Annotated in this window: 23 protein-coding genes and 1 tRNA gene; 7 read left to right on the top strand and 17 right to left on the bottom strand. The window is 60.4% G+C overall.

Features of this window, described 5'->3' with window-relative positions; translation table 11 throughout:
• Entirely contained in the window at positions 1–660 is a 660-nt protein-coding gene (locus tag B060_RS0105740; protein ID WP_018080808.1) for a DUF3885 domain-containing protein, read from the bottom strand.
• Positions 653–1,993 (bottom strand): MFS transporter, encoded by a 1,341-nt coding sequence (locus B060_RS0105735; protein ID WP_018080807.1) that lies wholly within the window; start codon positions 1,991–1,993, stop codon positions 653–655. The genes B060_RS0105740 and B060_RS0105735 overlap by 8 nt, the downstream gene beginning before the upstream one ends.
• A 108-nt stretch (positions 1,994–2,101) precedes the next feature.
• Between B060_RS0105735 and B060_RS0105730 the strand changes: the two genes are divergently transcribed.
• Both B060_RS0105730 and B060_RS0105725 read left to right on the top strand, forming a co-directional pair.
• On the top strand, positions 2,102–3,394 hold the full coding sequence (locus tag B060_RS0105730; protein ID WP_018080806.1) for a Y-family DNA polymerase: 1,293 nt from the start codon (positions 2,102–2,104) through the stop codon (positions 3,392–3,394).
• A gap of 325 nt (positions 3,395–3,719) precedes the next feature.
• Positions 3,720–4,613, top strand: coding sequence for a DMT family transporter (locus tag B060_RS0105725; RefSeq protein WP_018080805.1), 894 nt, complete (start codon positions 3,720–3,722; stop codon positions 4,611–4,613).
• On the opposite strand, the gene B060_RS0105720 is transcribed toward B060_RS0105725, so the two are convergent.
• The 3 genes from B060_RS0105720 to B060_RS0105710 all read right to left on the bottom strand — a co-directional run bounded on the left by B060_RS0105720 (position 4,600) and on the right by B060_RS0105710 (position 6,857).
• Positions 4,600–4,950 (bottom strand): cupin domain-containing protein, encoded by a 351-nt coding sequence (locus B060_RS0105720; protein ID WP_018080804.1) that lies wholly within the window; start codon positions 4,948–4,950, stop codon positions 4,600–4,602. The two genes, B060_RS0105725 and B060_RS0105720, sit on opposite strands and share 14 nt — an antisense overlap.
• 69 nt (positions 4,951–5,019) lie before the next feature.
• Positions 5,020–5,541, bottom strand: a complete 522-nt coding sequence (gene infC / locus B060_RS0105715; RefSeq protein WP_026172629.1) for a translation initiation factor IF-3 — start codon at positions 5,539–5,541, stop codon at positions 5,020–5,022.
• 131 nt (positions 5,542–5,672) lie between these two features.
• Positions 5,673–6,857 carry a glycosyltransferase family 4 protein gene (locus B060_RS0105710; protein WP_026172628.1) on the bottom strand — a complete coding sequence of 395 codons (1,185 nt, stop codon included), beginning with the start codon at positions 6,855–6,857 and terminating at the stop codon, positions 5,673–5,675.
• 41 nt (positions 6,858–6,898) lie between these two features.
• On the opposite strand from B060_RS0105710, the gene B060_RS0105705 reads away from it, so the two are divergent.
• Positions 6,899–7,666: an alpha/beta hydrolase gene (locus B060_RS0105705; protein WP_018080801.1), complete on the top strand. Its 768-nt coding sequence runs from the start codon at positions 6,899–6,901 to the stop codon at positions 7,664–7,666.
• Positions 7,663–8,559 carry a hypothetical protein gene (locus tag B060_RS0105700; protein WP_018080800.1) on the top strand — a complete coding sequence of 299 codons (897 nt, stop codon included), beginning with the start codon at positions 7,663–7,665 and terminating at the stop codon, positions 8,557–8,559. The genes B060_RS0105705 and B060_RS0105700 overlap by 4 nt, the downstream gene beginning before the upstream one ends.
• On the opposite strand, the gene B060_RS0105695 is transcribed toward B060_RS0105700, so the two are convergent.
• Genes B060_RS0105695 through B060_RS0105680 form a run of 4 tightly spaced genes read right to left on the bottom strand, consistent with a single transcriptional unit; the run spans position 8,536 to position 12,065 of the window.
• Positions 8,536–10,122 (bottom strand): GMC oxidoreductase, encoded by a 1,587-nt coding sequence (locus tag B060_RS0105695; RefSeq protein ID WP_018080799.1) that lies wholly within the window; start codon positions 10,120–10,122, stop codon positions 8,536–8,538. The genes B060_RS0105700 and B060_RS0105695 overlap by 24 nt on opposite strands.
• Before the next feature lie 3 nt (positions 10,123–10,125).
• A complete protein-coding gene (locus tag B060_RS0105690; protein ID WP_018080798.1) occupies positions 10,126–10,929 on the bottom strand; it encodes an SDR family NAD(P)-dependent oxidoreductase in 804 nt (267 codons plus the stop codon).
• 27 nt (positions 10,930–10,956) lie between these two features.
• Entirely contained in the window at positions 10,957–11,808 is an 852-nt protein-coding gene (locus B060_RS0105685) for an SDR family oxidoreductase (protein ID WP_018080797.1), read from the bottom strand.
• A complete protein-coding gene (locus tag B060_RS0105680; protein WP_018080796.1) occupies positions 11,805–12,065 on the bottom strand; it encodes a hypothetical protein in 261 nt (86 codons plus the stop codon). The genes B060_RS0105685 and B060_RS0105680 overlap by 4 nt, the downstream gene beginning before the upstream one ends.
• Before the next feature lie 174 nt (positions 12,066–12,239).
• Here B060_RS0105680 and clpB point away from each other — a divergent pair, with 174 nt between their 5' ends.
• From clpB to B060_RS28195, 3 genes are all read left to right on the top strand, one after another.
• Positions 12,240–14,822, top strand: a complete 2,583-nt coding sequence (gene clpB, locus B060_RS0105675; protein ID WP_018080795.1) for an ATP-dependent chaperone ClpB — start codon at positions 12,240–12,242, stop codon at positions 14,820–14,822.
• A 120-nt stretch (positions 14,823–14,942) separates the two neighbouring features.
• The gene (locus B060_RS0105670) at positions 14,943–15,602 is read left to right on the top strand and encodes a YiiX/YebB-like N1pC/P60 family cysteine hydrolase (protein WP_035423232.1); all 660 of its coding nucleotides are present in this window, start codon (positions 14,943–14,945) and stop codon (positions 15,600–15,602) included.
• A gap of 14 nt (positions 15,603–15,616) precedes the next feature.
• A complete protein-coding gene (locus tag B060_RS28195) occupies positions 15,617–15,745 on the top strand; it encodes a hypothetical protein (RefSeq protein WP_269078011.1) in 129 nt (42 codons plus the stop codon).
• A 12-nt stretch (positions 15,746–15,757) separates the two neighbouring features.
• On the opposite strand, the gene B060_RS0105665 is transcribed toward B060_RS28195, so the two are convergent.
• The 8 genes from B060_RS0105665 to B060_RS0105630 form a co-directional block, all read right to left on the bottom strand.
• Positions 15,758–15,832 (bottom strand) — tRNA-Glu (locus B060_RS0105665).
• A gap of 69 nt (positions 15,833–15,901) precedes the next feature.
• Positions 15,902–16,759 (bottom strand): 2,3,4,5-tetrahydropyridine-2,6-dicarboxylate N-succinyltransferase, encoded by an 858-nt coding sequence (gene dapD, locus B060_RS0105660; protein ID WP_018080793.1) that lies wholly within the window; start codon positions 16,757–16,759, stop codon positions 15,902–15,904.
• A 68-nt stretch (positions 16,760–16,827) separates the two neighbouring features.
• Entirely contained in the window at positions 16,828–17,358 is a 531-nt protein-coding gene (locus B060_RS0105655; RefSeq protein ID WP_155847698.1) for a hypothetical protein, read from the bottom strand.
• 70 nt (positions 17,359–17,428) lie between these two features.
• The gene (locus B060_RS0105650; RefSeq protein ID WP_018080791.1) at positions 17,429–18,265 is read right to left on the bottom strand and encodes a DUF2145 domain-containing protein; all 837 of its coding nucleotides are present in this window, start codon (positions 18,263–18,265) and stop codon (positions 17,429–17,431) included.
• Positions 18,265–18,615 carry a hypothetical protein gene (locus B060_RS0105645; protein WP_018080790.1) on the bottom strand — a complete coding sequence of 117 codons (351 nt, stop codon included), beginning with the start codon at positions 18,613–18,615 and terminating at the stop codon, positions 18,265–18,267. Before B060_RS0105645 ends, B060_RS0105650 begins: the two co-directional genes overlap by 1 nt.
• A gap of 89 nt (positions 18,616–18,704) precedes the next feature.
• Positions 18,705–19,352, bottom strand: coding sequence for a pyrimidine 5'-nucleotidase (locus B060_RS0105640; RefSeq protein ID WP_018080789.1), 648 nt, complete (start codon positions 19,350–19,352; stop codon positions 18,705–18,707).
• Between the two features lie 200 nt (positions 19,353–19,552).
• Complete coding sequence (gene argB / locus B060_RS0105635) at positions 19,553–20,494, bottom strand: acetylglutamate kinase (RefSeq protein WP_018080788.1); 942 nt, start codon at positions 20,492–20,494, stop codon at positions 19,553–19,555.
• A gap of 112 nt (positions 20,495–20,606) precedes the next feature.
• Positions 20,607–21,209 carry a hypothetical protein gene (locus B060_RS0105630; RefSeq protein ID WP_018080787.1) on the bottom strand — a complete coding sequence of 201 codons (603 nt, stop codon included), beginning with the start codon at positions 21,207–21,209 and terminating at the stop codon, positions 20,607–20,609.
• Positions 21,210–21,246: the final 37 nt, after the last annotated feature.

The raw sequence follows: 21,246 nt of genomic DNA, 5'->3' as shown, positions 1-21,246 counted from the left end.
TTATTTCTGCTGCGCCGCGATGACCTTCTGGATGGCCTCGGCGCAAGGCTTGGTGACCTGAAACTTCGCCGTCGCCATCTGCGCCTGATTGAAGCGGATGAAGCCCAGGCCGTTCTGCGGCATCCAGCCATAGAAGGACGAGATGCGCGCGATCAGGTCGTTCGGCGTCGGCTGCGAGATATCGGCGCCGGCGTCATAGGGGCGGAAGACCGCGCCGGTGGCTTTGTTCATCCAGATCACGTCCCACAGGTCGGTCTGGTAGATATGGAGCAGAATGCGGTTGAAGCCGTTGGTCTGCCACGTCACGTCGCCGCTGCACACCGTGTAGGTCAGGTTGTCGCTGGCCTGATGGAACTCCCAGCCCGGTGTCAGGTCGTAGCGCGATTTCAGGCGCTCGAAGCGCTGGCGATGGCGGGCGTCCTGATTGGGTGATTGCAGCGCGATCAGATAGCAAGGGGCGTCCTCGCCCAGCGTGGCCGTGGCGATAGTATTGAAGCGCTTGAGCAGGCTGTGCAGTTCGTCACGGTTGTGCGCCGTTTTGCGGCCATCGGGTAGCAGGTGAAAGCGCGTGACATTCCAGCCCTCTGCCTCGCGCAGCAGGTGCCCGACCGGCGGGGTGCGCGGGTGAAAGCTTTGCCAGTCCGATTGAAATCTATCCATTGGCGTGACGCTTCTGTTGTTTGCCGACCTGCAGGGCCAGCAGGGCGGCGGGAAGGGTGAGGCCAGCACCCATCCACAGGGCGGCGTCGGGGCCAAGCCAGCTAAACAGGTAGCCAGCCAGCATAGGGCCGGTGATGCGGGCAATGGCGCCGGTCGACATGTTGAGGCCGAGCATGGCGCCTTGTTTATCGGGCGAGGTCGACATGGCTATGATGGCGCAGATGGAGGAGAAGATGACCGCCTGACCGAGCGTGCCCAGCATGACGATGGGGGTAATCAGCCAGTTGATGTGGTTGATGCCTTGAAGCGCGAAGCTGAGGCCGAAAACGAACAGCCCGCCGGCCAAAACCTTGCTCTCGCCATAACGGCGGGTGAGGGGGCGCATGAAGACCATCTGCATCATGGCGGCGGCGAGGCCGATGAACAGGAAGATAGCGCCGATCTCTTTCGGTCCCCATTGGAAGCGCGATTCCGCCCACAGGCCGAAGGTGGATTCCAGACCCGCGAAGGCCGCCATATAACAGAGCGTGGCGAGGATGAGGCGCACCATCACCGGATTGCGCCAGGCTTCCTGAGCGGTTTTCAGGATGTTGGGCTGGGCGGCCTCGACCTTGCTGCGGCGCTGGCGGCTTTCGCTAATGAACAGCATAACGCCCAGACACGCGATACCCGAAAGCACGGCCGCACCGATCAGCGGCAGGCGAAATTCGTTGCCGCCACCGCCGCCTTCATGGCTCAGCATCCCGCCGATAAACGGGCCGATGACGAAGCCGAGCGAGAAGGCGCCGCCGATCAGGCTCATGCGGCCGGAGCGCTTTTCCGGCGGGGAGACATCCGAGACATAGCCCTGAATGGTCGAGATATTACCGGAGCTTAGGCCACCGAAAAAGCGTATCAGGATGGCGACCCAGATATTGGGCGAAAAGGCCAGCAGCACATAGAAGAGCACGCTGAGCGCCGTGGTGACGATCAGGATCGGCTTGCGACCGATGCGATCGCTCAGGCGGCCGCAATAGGGTTCGGCGAAGAACTGACCGAGCGAATAGGTGGTGAACATCAGGGTCACCTGCCAGGCCTGGGCGTGCAGGCTTTGCGCGAAGAACGGCATCAGCGGTACGACGATGCCGAAGCCGACCAGGTTGACGAACACCACGGCGAACATGGCCGCCAGAGGGCCGTTTTCGTTCATGAAATGGCGGATTTTGCGTAACAGCTTGCCGCGAAAAAAGGTGCGCTCGTTACGCGGATCGTCGGCCTCGGGCGGGATTACCGGTTCCGCTTCGGACAGCAGGGCCTCGTCCGTGGACGCAACAGAGGTATCGGCTTTTGACATGCGCGGTTTATAACTGATTTGCGACCGATTGCGACAGTTTCTTTATCGCAAGTGCGTGATGGCCCTGAGGGCTTGACTCGGCAAGAATGTTCTTGTTATGTTCTTTATATGGCGCAGAATGCAGACACGACAGAACTTGACGAACGCTGGCGCGACGGTGCGGAACTGCGCTGGCTCTACCTCGATATGAACTCGTATTTCGCCAGTTGCGCCCAGCAGGACGAACCGGCGATACGCGGCAAGCCGGTGATCGTGGTGCCAGTGATGTCGGATTACACCTGCGCCATCGCCGCCAGCTATCAGGCCAAGGCGCTTGGCGTCAAAACCGGCACCCAGGTCAAGGAGGCGAGGGAGAAGATTCCGGGCCTGATTGTCCGGGAGGCCCGACCGGATCGTTATGTCGAGTTGCACAACAAGATCCTGGAGCAGATCGATCACGTCATTCCGGTCGAAAAGGTGTGTTCGATCGATGAGGTCGTGTGCCGGCTGATGGGGCCGCAGTGTCTGGAAGCGCCGGCACGCGCGCTCGGCCACCGCATCCAGCGGCGCATCTTGGAGAATGTCGGCGAGTGCCTGACCTCTTCCATCGGCATCGCGCCGTCGCGCCTGCTGGCCAAGACGGCGGCCGATATGAAAAAGCCGCTGGGCCTGACCGTGCTGCGGCAGGATCAACTGCCCGGCGCGCTTCTTGATCTCGATATTGATGAGTTCGCCGGTATCGGACGCTCGATGAAGATGCGGCTGAATAAGGTGGGCGTTGAGACGGTGCGGGAACTGTGGGATATGAGCCCGTCGCGGATGCGTCAGGTGTGGCGCGGCATCATGGGGGAAAACTTCTGGTATGCCCTCCATGGCACCGATCCACCCGAGATCGAAACCCACCGCGCCAGCATCACCCACGGCCATGTTCTGGCGCAGGAGCTGCGTCCGGTGGAGCACGCGCGCGGCGTTGCACGGCGGTTGACGGCCAAGTGCGGTTCGCGGCTGCGGCGCATGGGCTATAAGTGCGGCGGTTTACATATCTACCTGCGCGGCGCGGATGGCGAAAAGCTGGAGGCGGCGACGCGCTTTGCCGTCACCTCGGACAGTTTCCGTATGCTGCAGGCCTGCGATGAGCTGTGGGCGCAATGCGCGCGTAAACTTAAAGGCCCGCGGGTGAAGCAGATCGTTGTCACCTGTCTCCATCTCCTTGAAGCGGGCATGAAGCCGGACCTTTTCGGCTGGACGCCGGAAGGTGAGGAAGATGGCCGCCATATGAACCTGTTGTCGGCGCTCGATGGTATCAATCAGAGGTTTGGTAAGGATAAGGTGACCATCGGCCCACCCACCAAGATGCACGGCTTTGTCGGGGCCAAGATCGCTTTCAACCGCATCCCGGAACAGCCGGAATTTTGGGAGTAGGTGATCTTACTTTTCCTCCCCTGCAAAGCGGGGGAGGTGGCAGCGCGAGGCCCGAAGGGCTGGTGTCGCTGACGGAGGGGGGCCTCTTTCTAACTACGGGGTTGCCCCCTCCGCCTCGACAAGCTCGGCACCTCCCCCGAACGCGTCGCTACAGGGGAGGAGAAAGTTCATCCCGCTTCCTTCTCTCGTGTGCCTCCATCTTCTTAAGGGCAACGCAACTGCCAACCGCCGTAACGATCCTGACAAACTCATAGTGACAACAAGAAACGGAGGGACGCCAGAGCTATCTCATGGCATATCGCCGATCGATCTCAGGAGTTACGCCATGCCCTTGTCCAGTCTGTTGAAATTGTTCGGGCTTGCCGCCATCTGGGGCGGATCGTTCCTGTTCATGCGTATCGCGGCGCCGGTGCTCGGGCCGGTGCTGCTGATCGAGCTGCGTGTCGGGCTGGCGGCGGTCTTCCTGCTCGGGCTGGCGCTGCTGTGGAAGAAGACGCTCGATATCAAGGCCGACTGGAAGCACTTCGTCATTCTGGGCCTGTTCAATACGGCCGTGCCGTTCCTGCTGTTTGCCTGGGCGGCCAAGAGCCTGCCGGCGTCTCTGATGTCGGTTTTGAACGCCACCACGCCGATCTGGGGCGCGATCTTCGGGGCCATCTGGATGCGCAACCGGCTATCGGTGAAAACGATCATCGGCCTGGCGCTCGGCGTGTCTGGCGTGGCGGTTCTGGTCGGGCTCGATGGCGCGCACCTGTCGCCGCTGGCTTTACTCGGTGTTGGGGCAGGGCTGATCGCCGCCGCCTGTTACGCCATCGCCGCGCTCTATTCCAAGGTGGCCAAAAGCGTCGATGCCTTCTCGAACGCCCACGGTAGCATGTGGGCCGCCACGCTTATGGTATTGCCCGCCGCGCCGTTTTTTCCCGCCGCCGCCATGCCGGATGTGTGGGTGATGATCTGCGTGGCCATGCTCGGCATCGTCTGCAGCGGGATCGCCTATATTCTTTATTTCAAGCTGATCGACGAGGTGGGAGCGGCCTCGGCCACGACCGTCACGTTTCTTGTCCCGATCTTCGGCACCCTGTGGGGCAGTCTGGTCCTGCATGAGCATGTCGGCCTGGTCAGCCTTGTCGGTGGTGCGCTGATCATTGCGGGCGTGGCCCTGATTACCGGCTTTTCGCCATCGGCCTTGATGAAGCGCCGTGCCGTTACGGCAGAATGATCACGAAGGTTTTCAGCACAGGCGCGATCACCTGCCACTGCCCCTGATAGCCGGCACGGAAGAGGATGTGGTCACCGGCTGTCAGTGTGACCGGCGCCTGGCCGTTTTCCGTGACGACCGCATGACCTTCGAGGATCGTGCAATATTCCCACTCGTCGTAGCTGACCCGCCAGGTGCCGGGCGTGGCGCCCCAGTAACCGGCATAGGTTTTCTCGTCCGGCGTTGTTTCCAGCAGCCAGGTGGTGAAAACCGGGTCGCCGTCGATCACCCGTTCCGGCGCGGGGCGCTCCTGTTCGGGGGTGACCAGTGAACGGTCGAAGTGAAGAAAACGGGACATGACGAGCTTTCGGTGCGTTGAATAACAAAAAAGCCCCGCGCGGGCGGGGCTTCTTGTGAGGCTGGCGACCTATTTGGGCGCCAAAATCATGATCATCTGCTTGCCTTCCATCCTCGGTTCGTATTCGACCTTGGTGGTGGGCTCGAAATCGGCTTTCACCTTGTTGAGCAGTTTCATGCCCAGTTCGGGGTGGGCCATTTCGCGGCCGCGGAAGCGGAGCGTCACCTTGACCTTGTCGCCTTCTTCAAAGAAGCGCGTCATGGCCTTGGCCTTCACCTCGTAATCGTGGATATCGATATTGGGGCGAAGCTTGATTTCCTTGATTTCAACGACCTTCTGCTTCTTGCGCGCCTCGGCCTTTTTCTTTTGCTCCTGGAAACGGTACTTGCCGTAATCGAGGATCTTGCAAACAGGCGGGTCAGCGGTAGGAGAGACTTCGACGAGGTCCAATCCAGCTTCTTCAGCGGCTTCCAGGGCGGACGAAGTCGGCATGATGCCTTGTTTTTCGCCGGCGGCGTCGATTAACAGGACGCGAGGGACTTTGATGTCCTGATTGATGCGGGGGCCGTCTTTGGGAGGCGGGGTTTGGATTGGGCGACGAATAGGTCGTTCTCCTTGAGTCTGTTAAAAGTGCGCGGATTATGCCGAAAGGGGCGTTAACTAGCAATCCCCAATAGGCCACATCGGTTAAAATTTCAGGAATTTACAAAGCTATGGCGCTTTTAACCGCGAATTTGCCGTGCGCTTAAGATAAGCAGCGCGCGATAAACATCAAGAGTGCGTTCGCACATCAGCGGCAAACCGAACAAGGCCTTCACATGTTCGCGCCCGCGCTGGCCCATGGCGAAGCGCGCATTCTCCGGCATATCGATGGCCTCTTTCAGCGCATCGGCCCATTTTTGCGCACTCCCGGGCGTCACCAGCCAGCCGGTATCGCCGGGCAGAACGGTCTCGACCGTAGCACCATGGGCGGCGGCTAAAGGCGGGCGCTGCATGGCCTGGGGCTCCACCGCCGTGCGGCCGAAGGCTTCCGGATCGAGCGAGGGCGCCAGCGCGAAATGGCAGGCGCTGTAGGCTGAAGGCATGTCGGCGCAGTGTCCCACCAGCCGGACGTGATCGCCAAGGCCATACGCCTCGATGCTGGCTTGCAGGCCTTGGGTGTAATCGCTGCGGCCCTGATCGTCACCGGCCAGCAGGATCACGAATTTATCCGTGCCTTGCGTTTTCAACAGATGCGCGGCCTCGATGATGAAGGCTTGTCCTTTCCAGCGCGTCAGGCGGGCCGCCAGCAGGAAGCGGATGCGCGCGTCTTTTTCCGGCAGCCCCCAAGCCTCTTCCAGTTCCATGATCTTGCGCACATCGAAGGCTTCGGGATCGAAACGCTTGAGATCGACCCCGCGCGGGATGCTGATGATGCGCTCCGTCGGCACGTCCGGATAGGTTTGCAGGATATGGGCGCGTGTAAAGTCGGAATTGGCGATGGTCATGTCGGCGCGCGTCATCTGGCTGTTGTACCAGCGCTTGAGGGCCGATTTCGCGTTATAGATGCCGTGGTAGGTGGCCACGCTGCGGATGCCCTCGGCCCTGGCGGCGCCGATCGCGGCCATGGCGGGGGCGCGCGAACGGACATGGACGATATTGACGTGCTCGGTTCGGATGATCTTGCGTAAGGACTGATAGTTTTGCCATTGTACCAGCGGACTTTTGCTGTGGACCGGCAGGTGGATGACCTGAGCGCCGCCGCGTTCCAGCCGCTTTTCCAGCCGTCCGCCCTTGGTCGCCACGATCGAGCGCCCGCCGGCTGAGATGATCGCTTCGCTGACATCGACCACGGTTTGCTCGACGCCGCCGGTATCGAGTTCGGGGACGACCTGCAAAACGCACGCGGTGAAGGGGGAAGGCGACATGTTGACTTGTACGAAGGAGTTAGGAAAGGTAGCATGGTGCAATGACCATGGAAACTGTGCCAAATCAAGAGACTGCGTCTTTTCTCGATGTGCCCGGTGGCGACCGCATCGCGTATCGTCATGTGCGCGGCGATGGCCCGACCGTGCTGTGGCTGGGTGGTTTCCTATCGGATATGACCGGCGCCAAGATCACCCGCCTGACCCACGAAGCGCAAACGCGCGGCTGGGATTTCCTCTGTTTTGACTATTTCGCCCATGGCGAGACCGGCGGCGCTTTCAATGAGGCGCGGGTCGGCAGGTGGTTTGATAATGTGCTGGCGGTGGTCGATCATCTGACGCAAGGCCCCCTTGTGGGCGTCGGTTCGTCGATGGGCGGGCACATGTTGTCGCTGCTGAGCAAGGCGCGGCCGCAGCGCCTCAAGGCGGCCGGTTTTCTGGCGCCGGCGGCCGACTTCGTCACCGCGCTGATGCTGCCGGGCCTCTTACCCGAAGACCGTCGCCAACTTGAGGTGTCGGGCGTCTGGATGATGCCGGGCTATGACCGTCCGGTGCCGTTGTCGCAGGCGTTTTTTGATGAGGCGGCGCAACATGAGGTGCTGGGCGGGCCGATACCGTTCGACGGCCCGGTGCGTATCCTGCACGGCATGAAGGATAATGTGGTGCCATGGCGGCACGGCGTGCGGCTGCTGGAAGCCTTCACCACGCCGGATGCCCATATGCACCTGATCAAGGACGGCGATCACCGCCTGTCACGGTCGGAGGACCTCGACCTGCTGGTCAATATGGTGGCTGAGTTACGTGTGACATGACGACTCTGTCAGCCACTGAGGCAGGTAGACGTGTCCTGCTGGTCTTTGCTACCGCCGCCTTTCTGGCGGTTGCGGCGGGCGCCTGGGGCATGTCGCAATCCGATCTTCCTCCGTCTTTGTGGCTGCGCAATCTGCTGGCCTGGTTTGTCGCCGGAATGACGGGCTTAGGGATGGTGCGCTGGGGCAGATTTTCCCTCTGGGGCAAGCCAGCCTCGCTTGTTATCCTCCCCATATCTCTTGTTTTGCTCATGGCGTGTTTTGCCAGTGCGGGCCAGGCCGGCGTCCATCGCTGGCTTGGCATAGGGCCGATCCAGCTTAATGCCGCCGCCTTGATCCTGCCTGTGGTGATCGCCACAACCCGCAGGGATAGCCATCTTATCGCATTCATCGGTTTGGCCTTATTGTCCATCCTGTTGGCTATCCAGCCGGATGCATCGCAACTGGCGGCTTTTGGTGTGGCCTTTGTTGTTCTGTGTGTATCGAAATTTGGCGTGAAGGGATGGGCGGCCGCTCTTTGGTGTCTGGCGGCGGCGATCATCTGTTTATCACGGGCCGATCCCTTGCAGGCTATCGGCCACGTCGAAGGCATCACGTCCATGGTTTGGGCGCACCAGCCGGCGATAGCCGTCCTTATGGTGGCTGCCATCGTCATGGCGGTGCTAAGCCCCTTGGCGCTATGGCCCGTCAGTGAGGCGCGGACCTCGGCCGTGGCGCTCAGCCTCTATGGGCTGGTGTCGCTGCTCGCCTGCTTGTCGGGCAAATTCCCGGTCCCCTTGGCGGGATACGGATTAAGCTATGTCATCGGCTGGTGGTGGGGTGTCGCCGCGCTTGTCGCATCGGCGAAGCGGGCAGACGGGGGCTGCGCCGTGTCATCCCTGAAGCCTGCCGGCTAAATGCTCCCCGACCCTAAGCGCGTTGGCCACGATGGTCAGGGTCGGGTTGACCGCCGAACTCGACACGAAGAACGATGAATCGACGACATAGAGATTGTCGAGATCATGCGCCTTGCAGTCGGTATCGAGGACGCTGGCGGCCGGATCGCGGCCAAAGCGGATGGTGCCGCACTGGTGCGCCGTGCCGTAGAGCGGCAGCAACTGATCGATTTCGAAATGCGGCTCGAATAGGGTGTGCTGGCGCAGCGAAAAGCCCTTGAGCCCGTGTTCGAGCTTGCGGGTCAGGCGCAGATTGGCCGCCAGATTGTTAGGCGTGTAGGTCAGTTTGATCTGGCCGCTTTCGCTGACCGTGACGCGGTTTTCTTCGCGCGGCAGGTCCTCGCTCATGGCCAGGAAGGCCACCATGTGCTTGGCGATATCGTCCATCAGGAAGTTGGGCAGCAGCGCCGGCGGAATGATGTCGGCGATCTGGCCTTCCAGGGTCTGGCCCGACATATATTCGAGCAACTGGATCTGGCCCATGGGGTAGGGGAAATCGGGCTCGCCGAAATAGAAGTCATTGACCGCAAAGGTTTTCGGGAAGGTGGAATCGAACGTGTCGGCCAGTACCGAAATCACCGCCGATGTGGTGTGGAACATATAGTTGCGCCCGACGAGGCCAGAGCGGTTGGCCAGTCCGTCCGGATGGTTGGCGCTGCGCGATTGCAGCAGGATGGCGGCGCTGTTGGCCGCGCCCGCCGCCAGCGCGTAGAGGTTGCCGCGGAAGGTTTGCGTGCCGGTGTCGGTCTGGGTGACGACGCCGGTGACCGTCTTGCCGGCGCCATCGGTCTCAATGCGCGTGACCTTATGCCCGGTAAGGATCGTGACGTTTGGCAGATGGCGAATCGGATCGAGCATGATCGAGCGCGCGTCGGATTTGGCCTTGAGCATACAGGGGTAGCCACCGCAGGTCGTGCAGCGGACACAGTGCGAGGTTTGCGGATGCGCCTCGTCGCGGTCGATACCGAGGGGTAGGGGCGACGGATGCCAGCCTATGCCCTCGAAATGTTTTTTGAGTTTGGCGACACCGGGATCATCCATGATGGCGGGATAGGGGTAGGGCGGATCATCAGGCTGATCGTTGATGTCGATGCCGCGCTGACCATGGACGCGCCATAGCTTTTCGGCTTTTTCGTACCACGGCGCATAGTCGGTGTAGGAAAGCGGCCAGGCCGGCGACAGGCCATCCGAATGCGGCACGGCCTCGAAATCGCGCTTTTTCATGCGCATCAGGGCGGCGCCGTAAAAGGTGGTGTTGCCGCCGACCCAATAGTTGGTGTTGGGCGTGAACGGCTTGTTCTTCTTGTCGAGCCATTGCTCCTTGGTGCGGTAACGCTGATCGATGAAGACCGCCTTGGGATCCCAGTTCTGCGGCTCGACCGGCAGCTCCTGGCCGCGCTCCAGAATCAGGATTTTCTTGCCGGTATTGGCCAGGGCATAGGCCAGGGTGCCACCACCGGCGCCGGAGCCGATAATGATCAGGTCGTAGGTTTCGGATTCTGTGGCCGGTGCGCTTTGTGGCATATCTTACTCTTTGATCTGGTACTTTTGGGCGCCCCAACGGATCAGCGGGGTGATCAGGCCGTCGGGCAGCAGGGTCATGGCGGCGACGGCGATCTTGTTGATCAGACCGGTGACGATGACCTCGCGGCCCGCTTCGTTGGCGCGGATGGCGGCCTCGACCACGGCTTCGGCGGTCTGGACGAAGCGTGCGGGGTTGGTTTTCAGCACCGCGTCCATGCCGTTGGAATGCTGGAATTCGGATTCGGTCGAGCCCGGGCAAAGGGCGGTGACATGCACGCCTTTCGCGGCGGCCTCCGCGGCCAGCGAGCGCGAGAATTTCAGCATGTAGGCTTTCGCAGCGGGATAGAGGGTGTGGCCGGTGGCGCCGGGTGAAAAGGCGACCATGGACGACACATTGATGATGCGGCCGGCACCTTGCGCCAGCATGTGCGGCAGCAGGCCGTGCGCCAGAATCGTCGGGGCGGTGACGCAAACCTCGATGAAGTCGACCTGCTGTTGCGCCGTGGTGGCGGCGAAGGTGTGGGCCAGCGAATAGCCGGCATTGTTGATCAGGCCATCGGGCTGCAGATTGAGGGCCTTGAGGCGATCCAACAGGGCGTTGGTCTGGGAGCGATCACTCAGGTCGGCATCGAGGCAGGTCACGGTAACGCCCTGTTGTGCGGTGATCTCGGCGGCCAGGGCTTGCAGTCGCTCAAGACGGCGGGCGACCAGGATAAGATGATGACCGCGCGCCGCATAGGATTTTGCGAACTGCGCGCCGATACCGGAAGACGCGCCGGTGATCAGGAAGGTTTTGGCGGCTGTCATGGTGCGCTTCCGTCGAGTCGCTAAAGACTACAGTGTTGTGTCACGTTGCAGAGACCGATAGATATCCGCAAGGCCCTCGCGGTAGGTCGGGTAACGCAATTGCCAGCCAAGTTCCGCCTTGGCACGCGCATTGGAGACGCGCTTATTGTCCTGATAAAACCGCTTCATGTTCGGACTAAGGCCGGGATCATCGAAGGTGATTTCCGGTGGCAATGGCAGGCCGCAAAGCTCTGCCGCCCAGGCCAGAACCGTATCGGCCGGCGCAGGCTCATCATCGCAGAGATTATAGACGCCACCGGCACGCGGACGCGCCAGACTGGCCAGCAGGGCCGAAGCGCAATCATCATGATGGAGGCGGGAAAAGACGTGGTCGGGCTTGTGGATACGTCGTGCCGTGCCGTCCATCAGGCGCTCGATCACATTGCGGCCGGGGCCGTAAAGTCCCGGCAGACGAAAGACCTGCGCGCCGACGTTTAGCCACTGGCTTTCGGCCAGCCCGCGCCGGCGACCTTCGGCCGATGTGGGGGTAAGCGCTGAATCCTCGAACACCCAACCACCGCCGCGATCGCCATAGACGCCGGTGGTGGAAAGATAGCCGATCCATTTTGGCTGACCGGCAGAAGGTTTGAGCGCGGCAAAGGCCGGGCAACCGTCATCGCCGGGCGCAGGCGTGATCAGGACGGCGTCAGCCCCGGCAAAAGCCCTCTGCAGGTGTTCTGCATCGGCGGGATCGACGGGGATAACGCCCAAAGCGGCAAGATCTTCGCGCTTTTCAGCCGTGCGCGCGGTGGCGGAGATAGCATAACCGGCATGGCGGGCGGATCTGGCGAAGGCGTCGCCGATAAAACCGTAGCCAAAGATCAGAGCCTTGGGTTTCAAGGGGCGGCGGAGGCGGAGGCTTCGGCCGCCGCGGCGCTGGCATCGTCGGCTTCCGCCTGACGTCTGGCCTCATCTTCCGCCTTTTTCTTCTGGCGCGCGTCGCGTTCCTTCACCATGCGGAAATAGTCGGGCTTTTCAACGGCATGGCCAAAGGGCGCCGGCGAGCGTGCGCCTTGACCCTGTGGCCAGACAAAGCTCAGGCCAATCAGCAGGAGGGCGATCAGGGCCGCGGCGGGATAGAAGATTTTGGCGTTCATGACGGCTTTTATAGGCAATTCGACGCAGACGCGCCAGCCCCTTTTCCAGTTCCTTTTATTCTCGAAGTCGCCCCCTTGTGTGATGCAAAGGTCACACCATATCGGTGCTATCAGGCCGTTGCCTCGTGAGGGGCGGCCGGACATTCAATCCGCCGAAATGGGGAACCCTACACCATGAATATCGAAAAATATTCCGAAAAGACTCAAAAGCTTATCCAAAGCGCCCAAGGTATCGCGCAGGCGCGCAATCACCAGTATTTCAGCCCGATCCATGTGCTCAAGGCGCTGACAGAGGACAAGGAGTCGCTTTCCAGCCAACTGATCTCGCTGGCTGGTGGCCGCGCCGATGCTTTCGCCGCCTCCGTCGATCTGGCGCTTGGCAAGCTGCCCGCCGTGACTGGCGGCGCGCAACTCTATATGGCCAACGAAACCAACAAGCTTTTCAACGACGCCGAGAACGATGCCAACAAGGCGGGCGACAGCTTCGTCACCGCCGACCGTCTGCTGATCGCCGCCGTCGATAACAAGGAAGGCGCCGAAGCCCTGAAAGCCGCCGGTATTTCGCTCGGCAAGCTGAAGGCCGCGCAAGCCGCCTTCCGCAAAGGCAAGCCCGCCGATAGCGCCTCCGCCGAAAACGGCTTTGACGCGCTCAAGAAATATGCCCGCGACCTGACCCAGGCCGCGCTCGATGGCAAGATCGATCCGGTCATTGGCCGTGACGAAGAAATTCGCCGCACCATTCAGGTTCTGGCGCGCCGCACCAAGAACAATCCCGTCCTGATCGGTGAACCCGGCGTCGGTAAGACCGCCATCGTCGAAGGTCTGGCGCAGCGCATCATCAATGGCGATGTGCCGGAAAGCCTGAAGGACAAGAAGCTCTATTCGCTCGACATGGGGTCACTGATCGCCGGCGCGAAATATCGTGGCGAGTTCGAGGAACGCCTCAAAGGCGTGCTCAACGAGGTGACGCAGGCCGAGGGCCAGATCGTGCTGTTCATCGATGAGATGCACACGCTTGTCGGCGCCGGCAAGGGCGATGGCGCCATGGATGCGTCTAACCTGCTCAAGCCGGCTCTGGCGCGTGGCGAACTGCACTGCGTCGGCGCCACCACGCTCGATGAATACCGCAAGCACGTTGAAAAGGACGCGGCTCTGGCGCGGCGTTTCCAGCCGGTGTTCGTGACCGAACCGACCGTGGAGGATACCATCTCGATCCTGCGTGGCCTCAAGGAAAAGTACGAGGTTCACCATGGCGTCCGTATTTCGGACAGCGCCATCGTGTCGGCCGCCACGCTTTCCAACCGCTATATCGCCGACCGCTTCCTGCCGGATAAAGCCATTGATCTGATCGATGAGGCCGCGTCACGCGTGCGCATGGCGGTCGATTCCAAGCCGGAAGAACTCGATGAACTCGATCGCCGCATTGTGCAGTTGAAGATCGAGCGCGAAGCCCTGCAAAAGGAAACCGATGCCGGCTCGAAGACTCGCCTGGAAAAGCTGTCCGAGGAACTGGAAGATCTGGAAGAAAAGTCGCTCAGCCTAACCACGCGCTGGAAGGCCGAAAAGGACAAGGTCGGCTCGGCCGCGCGTTCCCGCGAAGCGCTGGAGCGTGCCCGCATCGACCTGGCCAATGCTCAGCGCGCCGGCGATCTGCAAAAGGCGTCCGAGATCATGTACGGCATCATTCCGGCGCTCGAAAAGGCGCTGGAACGCGCTGAAAACGCGCCGCAGGGCGAGCAATCGCCGCTGACGCCGGAAGTGGTCGATTCGGCCCAGATCGCGCAGGTCGTGTCGCGCTGGACAGGTATTCCGGTCGACAAGATGCTGGAAGGTGAGCGAGACAAGCTGTTGCGCATGGAAGACGTGCTGCGCGGACGTGTGGTGGGTCAGGATGAAGCCCTGACCGCCGTGGCCGATGCCGTGCGCCGTGCGCGGGCGGGTCTGAAAGATCCCAACCGTCCGATCGGTTCGTTCCTGTTCCTGGGGCCTACGGGCGTTGGCAAGACCGAGCTGAACAAGGCCTTGGCGGAGTTCCTGTTCGATGACGAGACGGCGATTACACGTCTCGACATGTCGGAATATATGGAGAAGCATTCCGTTTCGCGCATGATCGGCGCGCCTCCGGGCTATGTCGGTTATGACGAAGGCGGGGCTCTGACCGAAGCTGTGCGGCGCCGGCCCTATCAGGTCGTGCTGTTCGATGAGGTCGAGAAGGCGCATCCGGACGTGTTCAACATCCTGTTGCAGGTGCTGGATGACGGCCGCCTGACCGATGGGCAGGGGCGTGTGGTCGATTTCCGCAACACCCTGATCGTCATGACGTCGAATCTCGGCTCGGATATCCTGGTCAATATCGATGATGCCACGCCGGTCGAGACCGTGCGGCCGCTGGTGATGGAGGTGGTGCGCCGGCATTTCCGGCCGGAATTCCTCAACCGTATCGACGAGACGATCCTGTTCCATCGCCTCGACAAGGTGCACATGCACGACATCGTCCGCATCCAGCTCAAGGGACTGGAAAAGCTGATGAAGGACCGCGACATGACGCTCAGCATCGATGAGGCGGCGCTGACCTATCTGGCCGACAAGGGCTATGATCCGGCCTATGGCGCGCGGCCCCTGAAGCGGGTGATCCAGAAGCTGCTGGTCGACGGCATCGCCCGCCAGATCCTTAGCGGCACGGTCACGGATGGCGACGTCATCCATGTCGGCTTCGATGGCGAGGAACTGGCGATCGGCAAGCCCACGGTCAACTAGGGGCAAGCCCCTAGGACCATAACTCGACAATGCTAAGTAGCGCCTCTTCGAACATGGAGAGGCGTTTTCTTTTGTCCGGAGTGTGCTAGCCTGTGTGCAGGGGGCTTTATGAAGTATAGATTGGCCAAGCGTATACTGCCTTGCATCGTCGTTTTATTGGCGATGGTGTGTATGTGGCGCTGGTTATCTTTTGCACCGGTGTTACAGGACGGTGACCTGATCTTCCAGACTTCCCGCAGCCGTCAATCGACAGCCATCGGCGTGGCCAGTCTTAGCCTCTATACGCATATGGGGATTATCAAACGGACAGGCGACGGCACAATGGTTATTGAAGCCGTAGGCCCCGTCAAAGAAACGCCGCTAAAAAGCTGGATTAAGCGAGGGCGGTTCGGCCGCTACGCTGTTTATCGATTGCCCAAACTGCAGAAGTCTCAGACAGACAAAGTCTTTTCAGCTTCCCGCGGGCTCTACGGCAGGCCCTATGATCCCTATTTTTCGTTTGATAATTCCGCCATCTATTGTAGCGAACTCGTTGAGTACGCCTTTAGTGCCGCTAAGATTAAGCTCGGCAAAAGACAACGAGTCGATGAGTTGATCATGCTGACGGGGCCGGCAAAAAAATTGTTGAAGAGACGGGCCTTGTCCGATCCGCAATGCCGGACGAAGGGATTGCTGGGGGCGGATTGTCTTGATCTGATCATGAAGCGTCAGTTGGTTACTCCGATCAGTATTGCTCAGGACCAAAAAGTGCAGCAGGTCTATTCGAACTATCCATTTTAATAGGGCAGATTGGCATGGCGTCCAGCCTCGGCCTGAAGGCTGTGCCATGGGGCGGAAGCCTGCTGGTGCTGGGAGCACTCGGCCTAGCGGTCGTAAGCGCATCGCTCGACACGCGCTGCAAGACGGCAGAACAGATTGTGTGAGGGGAGATCCGATGGCAGTCCCTAGCGGAGTCGAACCGCTCTTTTCAGGATGAAAACCTGACGTCCTAACCGATAGACGAAGGGACCGTAATCGGGAGAGGAGCCTTTGACCGATTATTTCGCTTCGGTCAAGGCTCCTCGTGGAATTTCCACAGCTTAGTCTCTCAAAAGCTCATTGATACCGGTTTTGGAGCGCGTCTGGGCATCGACGCGCTTGACGATGACGGCGCAATAGAGGTGGGGCGCGTTGGGGGCCGCATTGGCTGAGGGCATCGAGCCGGCCACGACCACCGAATAGGGCGGCACTTCGCCGTAGAAGACCTCGCCGGTGGCGCGATCGACGATGCGGGTGGACTTGCCGATATAGACGCCCATGCCGAGCACCGAGCCCTCGCGGATGATGCAGCCCTCGACCACTTCCGAGCGCGCGCCGATGAAGCAGTTGTCCTCGATAATGGTGGGGCTGGCCTGCAGGGGTTCCAGTACGCCGCCGATGCCGACGCCGCCTGAGAGGTGCACGTTCTTGCCGATTTGCGCACAGGAACCGACCGTGGCCCAGGCGTCAACCATGGTGCCTTCATCGACATAGGCGCCGATATTGACGAAGGACGGCATCAGCACGACGTTCTTGCCGATAAAGGCGCCGGCGCGGACGATGGCGCCCGGCACCGAGCGGAAGCCGGCTTCGGTGTATTCCTTTTCACCCCACTTGGCGAACTTGTTCGGCACCTTGTCCCAGAAAGGACCGATCGGTGCCTGCTCGAACAGGCCGCGGCCGGTATGCATCAGTTCGTTGCCATTGAGGCGGAAGGACAGCAGGACGGCTTTTTTCAGCCAGTCGTGCGTGATCCACTGACCGTCCTTCTTTTCGGCAACGCGAAAACGACCGCTGTCGATCAGTTCGATGGCGCCCATGACGGCTTCACGGTAGGGGCCGTGATAGGCGGGATTGAGCGTGTCGCGAACCTCCCAGGCGGCTTCGATATCATCTTTGAAGGCGGCGAGATCGGACATGGTTTGTTTCCCATACAAGTGACTAAGGGTTTGCAAATAATGTTGTGCGCGGGAATGTCAAATAGAAGTCACTGCGACCCGCCGTTTTTTAATATTTGCCGTGTTTGTCCTGCAATAAACATGAGTTTATCATCGTGCAAATTTGCTGGATAGCGTCGGCTTATCAGTCTGTAGAGCAGAAGCGCGATCAGAGTCTCAACATCCTCATTACGCCCGTTTCCGTCATCAACGGCCTTGTAAAAGTTTTCTACGAAAGGATATGCAAGCTCATTGTATATCTTTGACATATGATAATCGCGTGGATCGTAATGGTGACGTATAAGGGCGTAGAGTTCTTCCATGCTCTCAAAACCAGAAGGAGTTATAGCGAAAGCAGGACTAGGCATCTCTCCTTGCGCCAAGGGTAAAATGAGGTCTTCAAGACGTTCCATGAAACCGTTCTCGACACATGCGGACCAGAAATAAAAATTTGGGCTACCCAAGCTTGTAACCAGACGCTGGCCATCAAGGTTTTGCAGCGCTATTTCAAGAATAGACAGGTCGCCGGGGCTGCATTTGAAAGCTAAAGTCAGCAATCGCTTTATGGTCTGATCATCCATTTTCATACTCGCTGCAATGTGATGAAATAGGTATAAAGTTGCAGTCTGAATATTGACTAAATGTCGTGGGCTAATTCTGGCGCGGGATCACATAGGCGGTCTGTAACAGGTGATTGTCGCTCATGAAGGCGCGGATACTTTCATAGGTAACGGTTTCGATGCGGCCCGGCTGGTCATCCAGGCGCAGACGCGGGTTGATCATGGGGCCGAAGGTGCGCGCGAAGATGTTGGCGCGAATAATCGTGGGTTTGAAATGGGCGCCAAGATCGGCCTTGATCTGCGTGTAGTCGTTGGTTTCCCAAGCTGCCGAAGCGATGACATCGAGCAGGAATTCGGTGCAGTTCTGGTGCTCAGAGGAAAACGGATTGGACACCAGCGAATAGCTGGGCACATGCAGGCGCTCATAGGTCGGCGAGGCGATCAGGGCCAGCAGACGACGCTGCATCTCCGGCGACGGGATGATGACGCCGACATCATCGACCTGATTGGCGCTGATGAAATCGAGCGGGAAATCCTGCGCCAGATAGGACTGGTCAAGCGGGGCTGAAACGCCGTCACCCTGATACAGGTTGTACGAGCTGTAGCCCTTGTAGATCTTGCCATCCGGCCCCTTGATGTCACCATAGATCCAGAAGGCGCCATGGGTATAGGGCACATTGTCGGGCAAATGATCACGCGGTTTGCCGGCGCGGAAGACGAGCGCGACACGGGCCTGACGGCTGGCCAGATCGCGCTCGATCTGTTTGGCGAAACTGGCGGCTTCCACTGGCGTATAGTGCGCCTTGGGTGCCCGGCCGCTTTGGCCGGAATCCGCCACGGGCTTGGGGATATCGGTCGCTTGCGGTGCTGCCATGACCGGCGTCGCCATCAGGCAGGCCGCGAGGTTCACGAGTGCAAGGTGGCGCATCATTGCCCCGTATTGTCGCGGCGGCGGCCGGCATCATAAGGCACCTGCGGCGCGGGCTGGGCCACCACGGTTTCCGGTGAAATCTCCAGCGGGCCATTGGCTTCGTCCCACACGGCGCCTGCGGAATCGCGCACCACCCTGCCGGAACCTTCGATGACGGCACCGGCGGCCACGAAGGGCAGGGCGACCGCGCCGGCCACGACCTTGACGCCGGCTTCGGACAGGCGTGCGGTGGATACAAGCGACTCGCCGGATGCCTGCGAGGCGTTGGCGAGGCTGTCCTGCGCATGAACGCCGTTGGCGGCGGCGGCTGTCAGCAGGGACGCGGTAAGGAAAAGGGCCTTGGTCATGTGTCTCTCCATTTTTGAACTACGTTCAATATGAACATCGTTCAAAAATAGGCCGTCGTCAAGCCTGTATCTGACGCCTGGGGAAACTTTTATGTGAGGGCGGAGAGGAAGGCTTTCAGCGACGGGCTGCGGAAATCGACGTGACTGTCACCGTTGGTCAGGGCGGTGGGGCCGACAAGGATGGTCTTCATGCCCAGGGCCTGCGCCGGCTTGAGGTTTTTCGAGCTGTCTTCGAAGAAGGCGGCGGTTTCGGGGTGTACCGCATGGACCGCCATCATCTTCTCGAAGGTGGCCAGGGCGGGCTTGGGAATCCAGTTGGCGTGTTCGAGATGGAAGACGCCGTGGAAGAGGTCCGCCATGTCCATATGGGCCAGCAGGCGGATGGCGTGGCGTTCATCGCCATTGGTGAAGACCAGCTTGCGGCCGGGCAGGTCGTGGATCAGGCGGTTGAGGTCTTCATCGGGCGCCAGCGTATCGAGCGACACGTCATGCACCTCGTTGAGGAAGCTATAGGGATCGATATTGTGATAGGCGACGAGCCCCGCCAGGGTGGTGCCGTGTTCATGGAGATACTGGTCGCGCAGGCGGGCAGCTTCGAGGGGCGGCAGGCCGGTTTCGCGGATCATGTAGGCGGCCATCTTCTCTTCCACCTGCGACATGATGTTCGCCTCATGCGGATAGAGCGTCTGGTCGAGATCGAAGATCCAGGTGTCGATGTGGGCGAGGGCTGCAATCACAAGGCTTCGTCTTTCCCCCTCTCCCTTTCAATAAGGGGAGAGGGTGGCCTGAAAGGCCGGGTGAGGGGATGGTTACGGCAGCAGGAAAGCAAGACACCCCACCACCACATCTCGCCGCTTTGCGGCTTCGTGCGGTCCCCCTCCCCGGCAAGCGGGGAGGTATAAAAAGGTAGTCCAAATCAGCGATAGATTTCGCTTATTCAGATCGGATCGGCCTGAATAAGCGTGCCGGCGCCGTGTTCGGTGAAGAGTTCGACCAGCATGGCGTGAGGACGGCGGCCATCGAGAATAACCACGGCCTCGACGCCGGCTTCTACTGCCATGATGGCGGTTTCCAGCTTGGGGATCATGCCGCCAACGGCAACGCCCGATTCGATCAGCCCCTTGGCTTCCGAAATGGTCATCTGGCGGATCAGGTTCTTGTTCTCGTCCATGACGCCGGCGATATCGGTCAGCAGCAACATGCGCTTGGCGCTGAGCTTGCCGGCGACGGCGCCCGCCACGGTATCGGCGTTGATATTGAAGGTATGGCCGTCATCCGACACACCGATCGGGGCGATGACCGGCACATAGTCGTGGTTCGGATCGTCGATCAGGGTGCGCAGCAGCTTGTCATCGACATTCTTGGGCTCACCCACGAAGCCGAGATCGACGACCTGTTCGATCATCGAATCCGGATCGCGCTTGATGCGGGTGGCCTTTTCGACCGTGATCAGGCCGGCGTCCTTACCAGACAGTCCGACGCCACGCACATCGGCCTCACGACCGGCCTGGGTGATCCAGTTGGCGATCTCCTTGTTGACGGCGCCGGAGAGCACCATTTCGGCGATCTCCATGGTGGCGTCGTCGGTGACGCGCAGGCCATCGATGAAGGTCGATTTGACTCCGGCGCGGCCGAGCATGGCCGAGATCTGCGGACCGCCGCCATGCACCACCACCGGATGGATGCCGAGCAGTTTGAGCAGCACGATATCCGAAGCGAAGATCCGCGCCGTTTCGGCCTCGCCCATGGCATGGCCGCCGTACTTGATCGTCACGATCTCACGGTCGTAGATCTGGATATAGGGCAGGGCTTCAGCGAGTTGTTTCGCCGTGGCCCAGCCGCGTTCTTCGGAGGAGTCGATTTCAGTTTGAATGATCATCAGTTAAGCATTTCAGAGAAAAGTGGCTGCCACTTTTCTCGCTCGAAATGCGACAAAAGACAGCCTCTGCGCATTAGCGGATATGTGTGTCGCTGTCATGAATTTTTTCGGCTTAACGCGCTTTACGCAAGGAAAAGCGCGTGGCGGTCAGGCTATCCGAGACGGCGCTGCTCTTGGTGTCGATAAGGTTCAGCGCGTGCATGTGGGTGCGGACGGCGGAATCGGGCAGGGGCGATTTCGGGCCTTTGGGGTAGACGACCCAGATCGGTGCGTGCGGCAGGCGTTGTGTCACCTCGGCCAGGGCAGCGCTCAGTTCATCGGGCGCGCGGGCGATGATGACGGAAACGGCGGCCTGCAAGGGATCGGTGGTGACGGCATCCAGCAAGGCTTCATTGAGCGCCGCGTCATCGACATGGCCTGTGACAAACGCCCTGTGATCGCTGTCGATGCCGAACTTGGCGGCCAGGGTCGGTGGTGCTGTGGTGAGCTTTTTCAGCCATCTCGCCGCCTGTCCGGCGGGCAGGGCGAGGGCATAGGACAGGTCTTCGTGCTCGAATAACAATGCGTCATCGACGACGCGCGGGTCTTTCAGGTCGGCGAAGGTCAGGGTCTTGCGGAAGGCGCCGCGGAAGATCAGGTCCCGGCTTTCGAGCAGCGCCTTGACGTGGGCGTGGTCGCTCCCGACCCGCAGTTCGCTTTCAGCTTCCAAACCCATGAGCGCACCTCATAATAACCTGAGTACGATATCATGA

The sequence above is a fragment of the Asticcacaulis benevestitus DSM 16100 = ATCC BAA-896 genome, from assembly GCF_000376105.1.
In the GTDB taxonomy this organism is placed as follows: domain Bacteria; phylum Pseudomonadota; class Alphaproteobacteria; order Caulobacterales; family Caulobacteraceae; genus Asticcacaulis; species Asticcacaulis benevestitus.
Note: the sequence above shows the minus strand (reverse complement) of the source record. Positions and strands in the feature narration are given on the sequence as shown.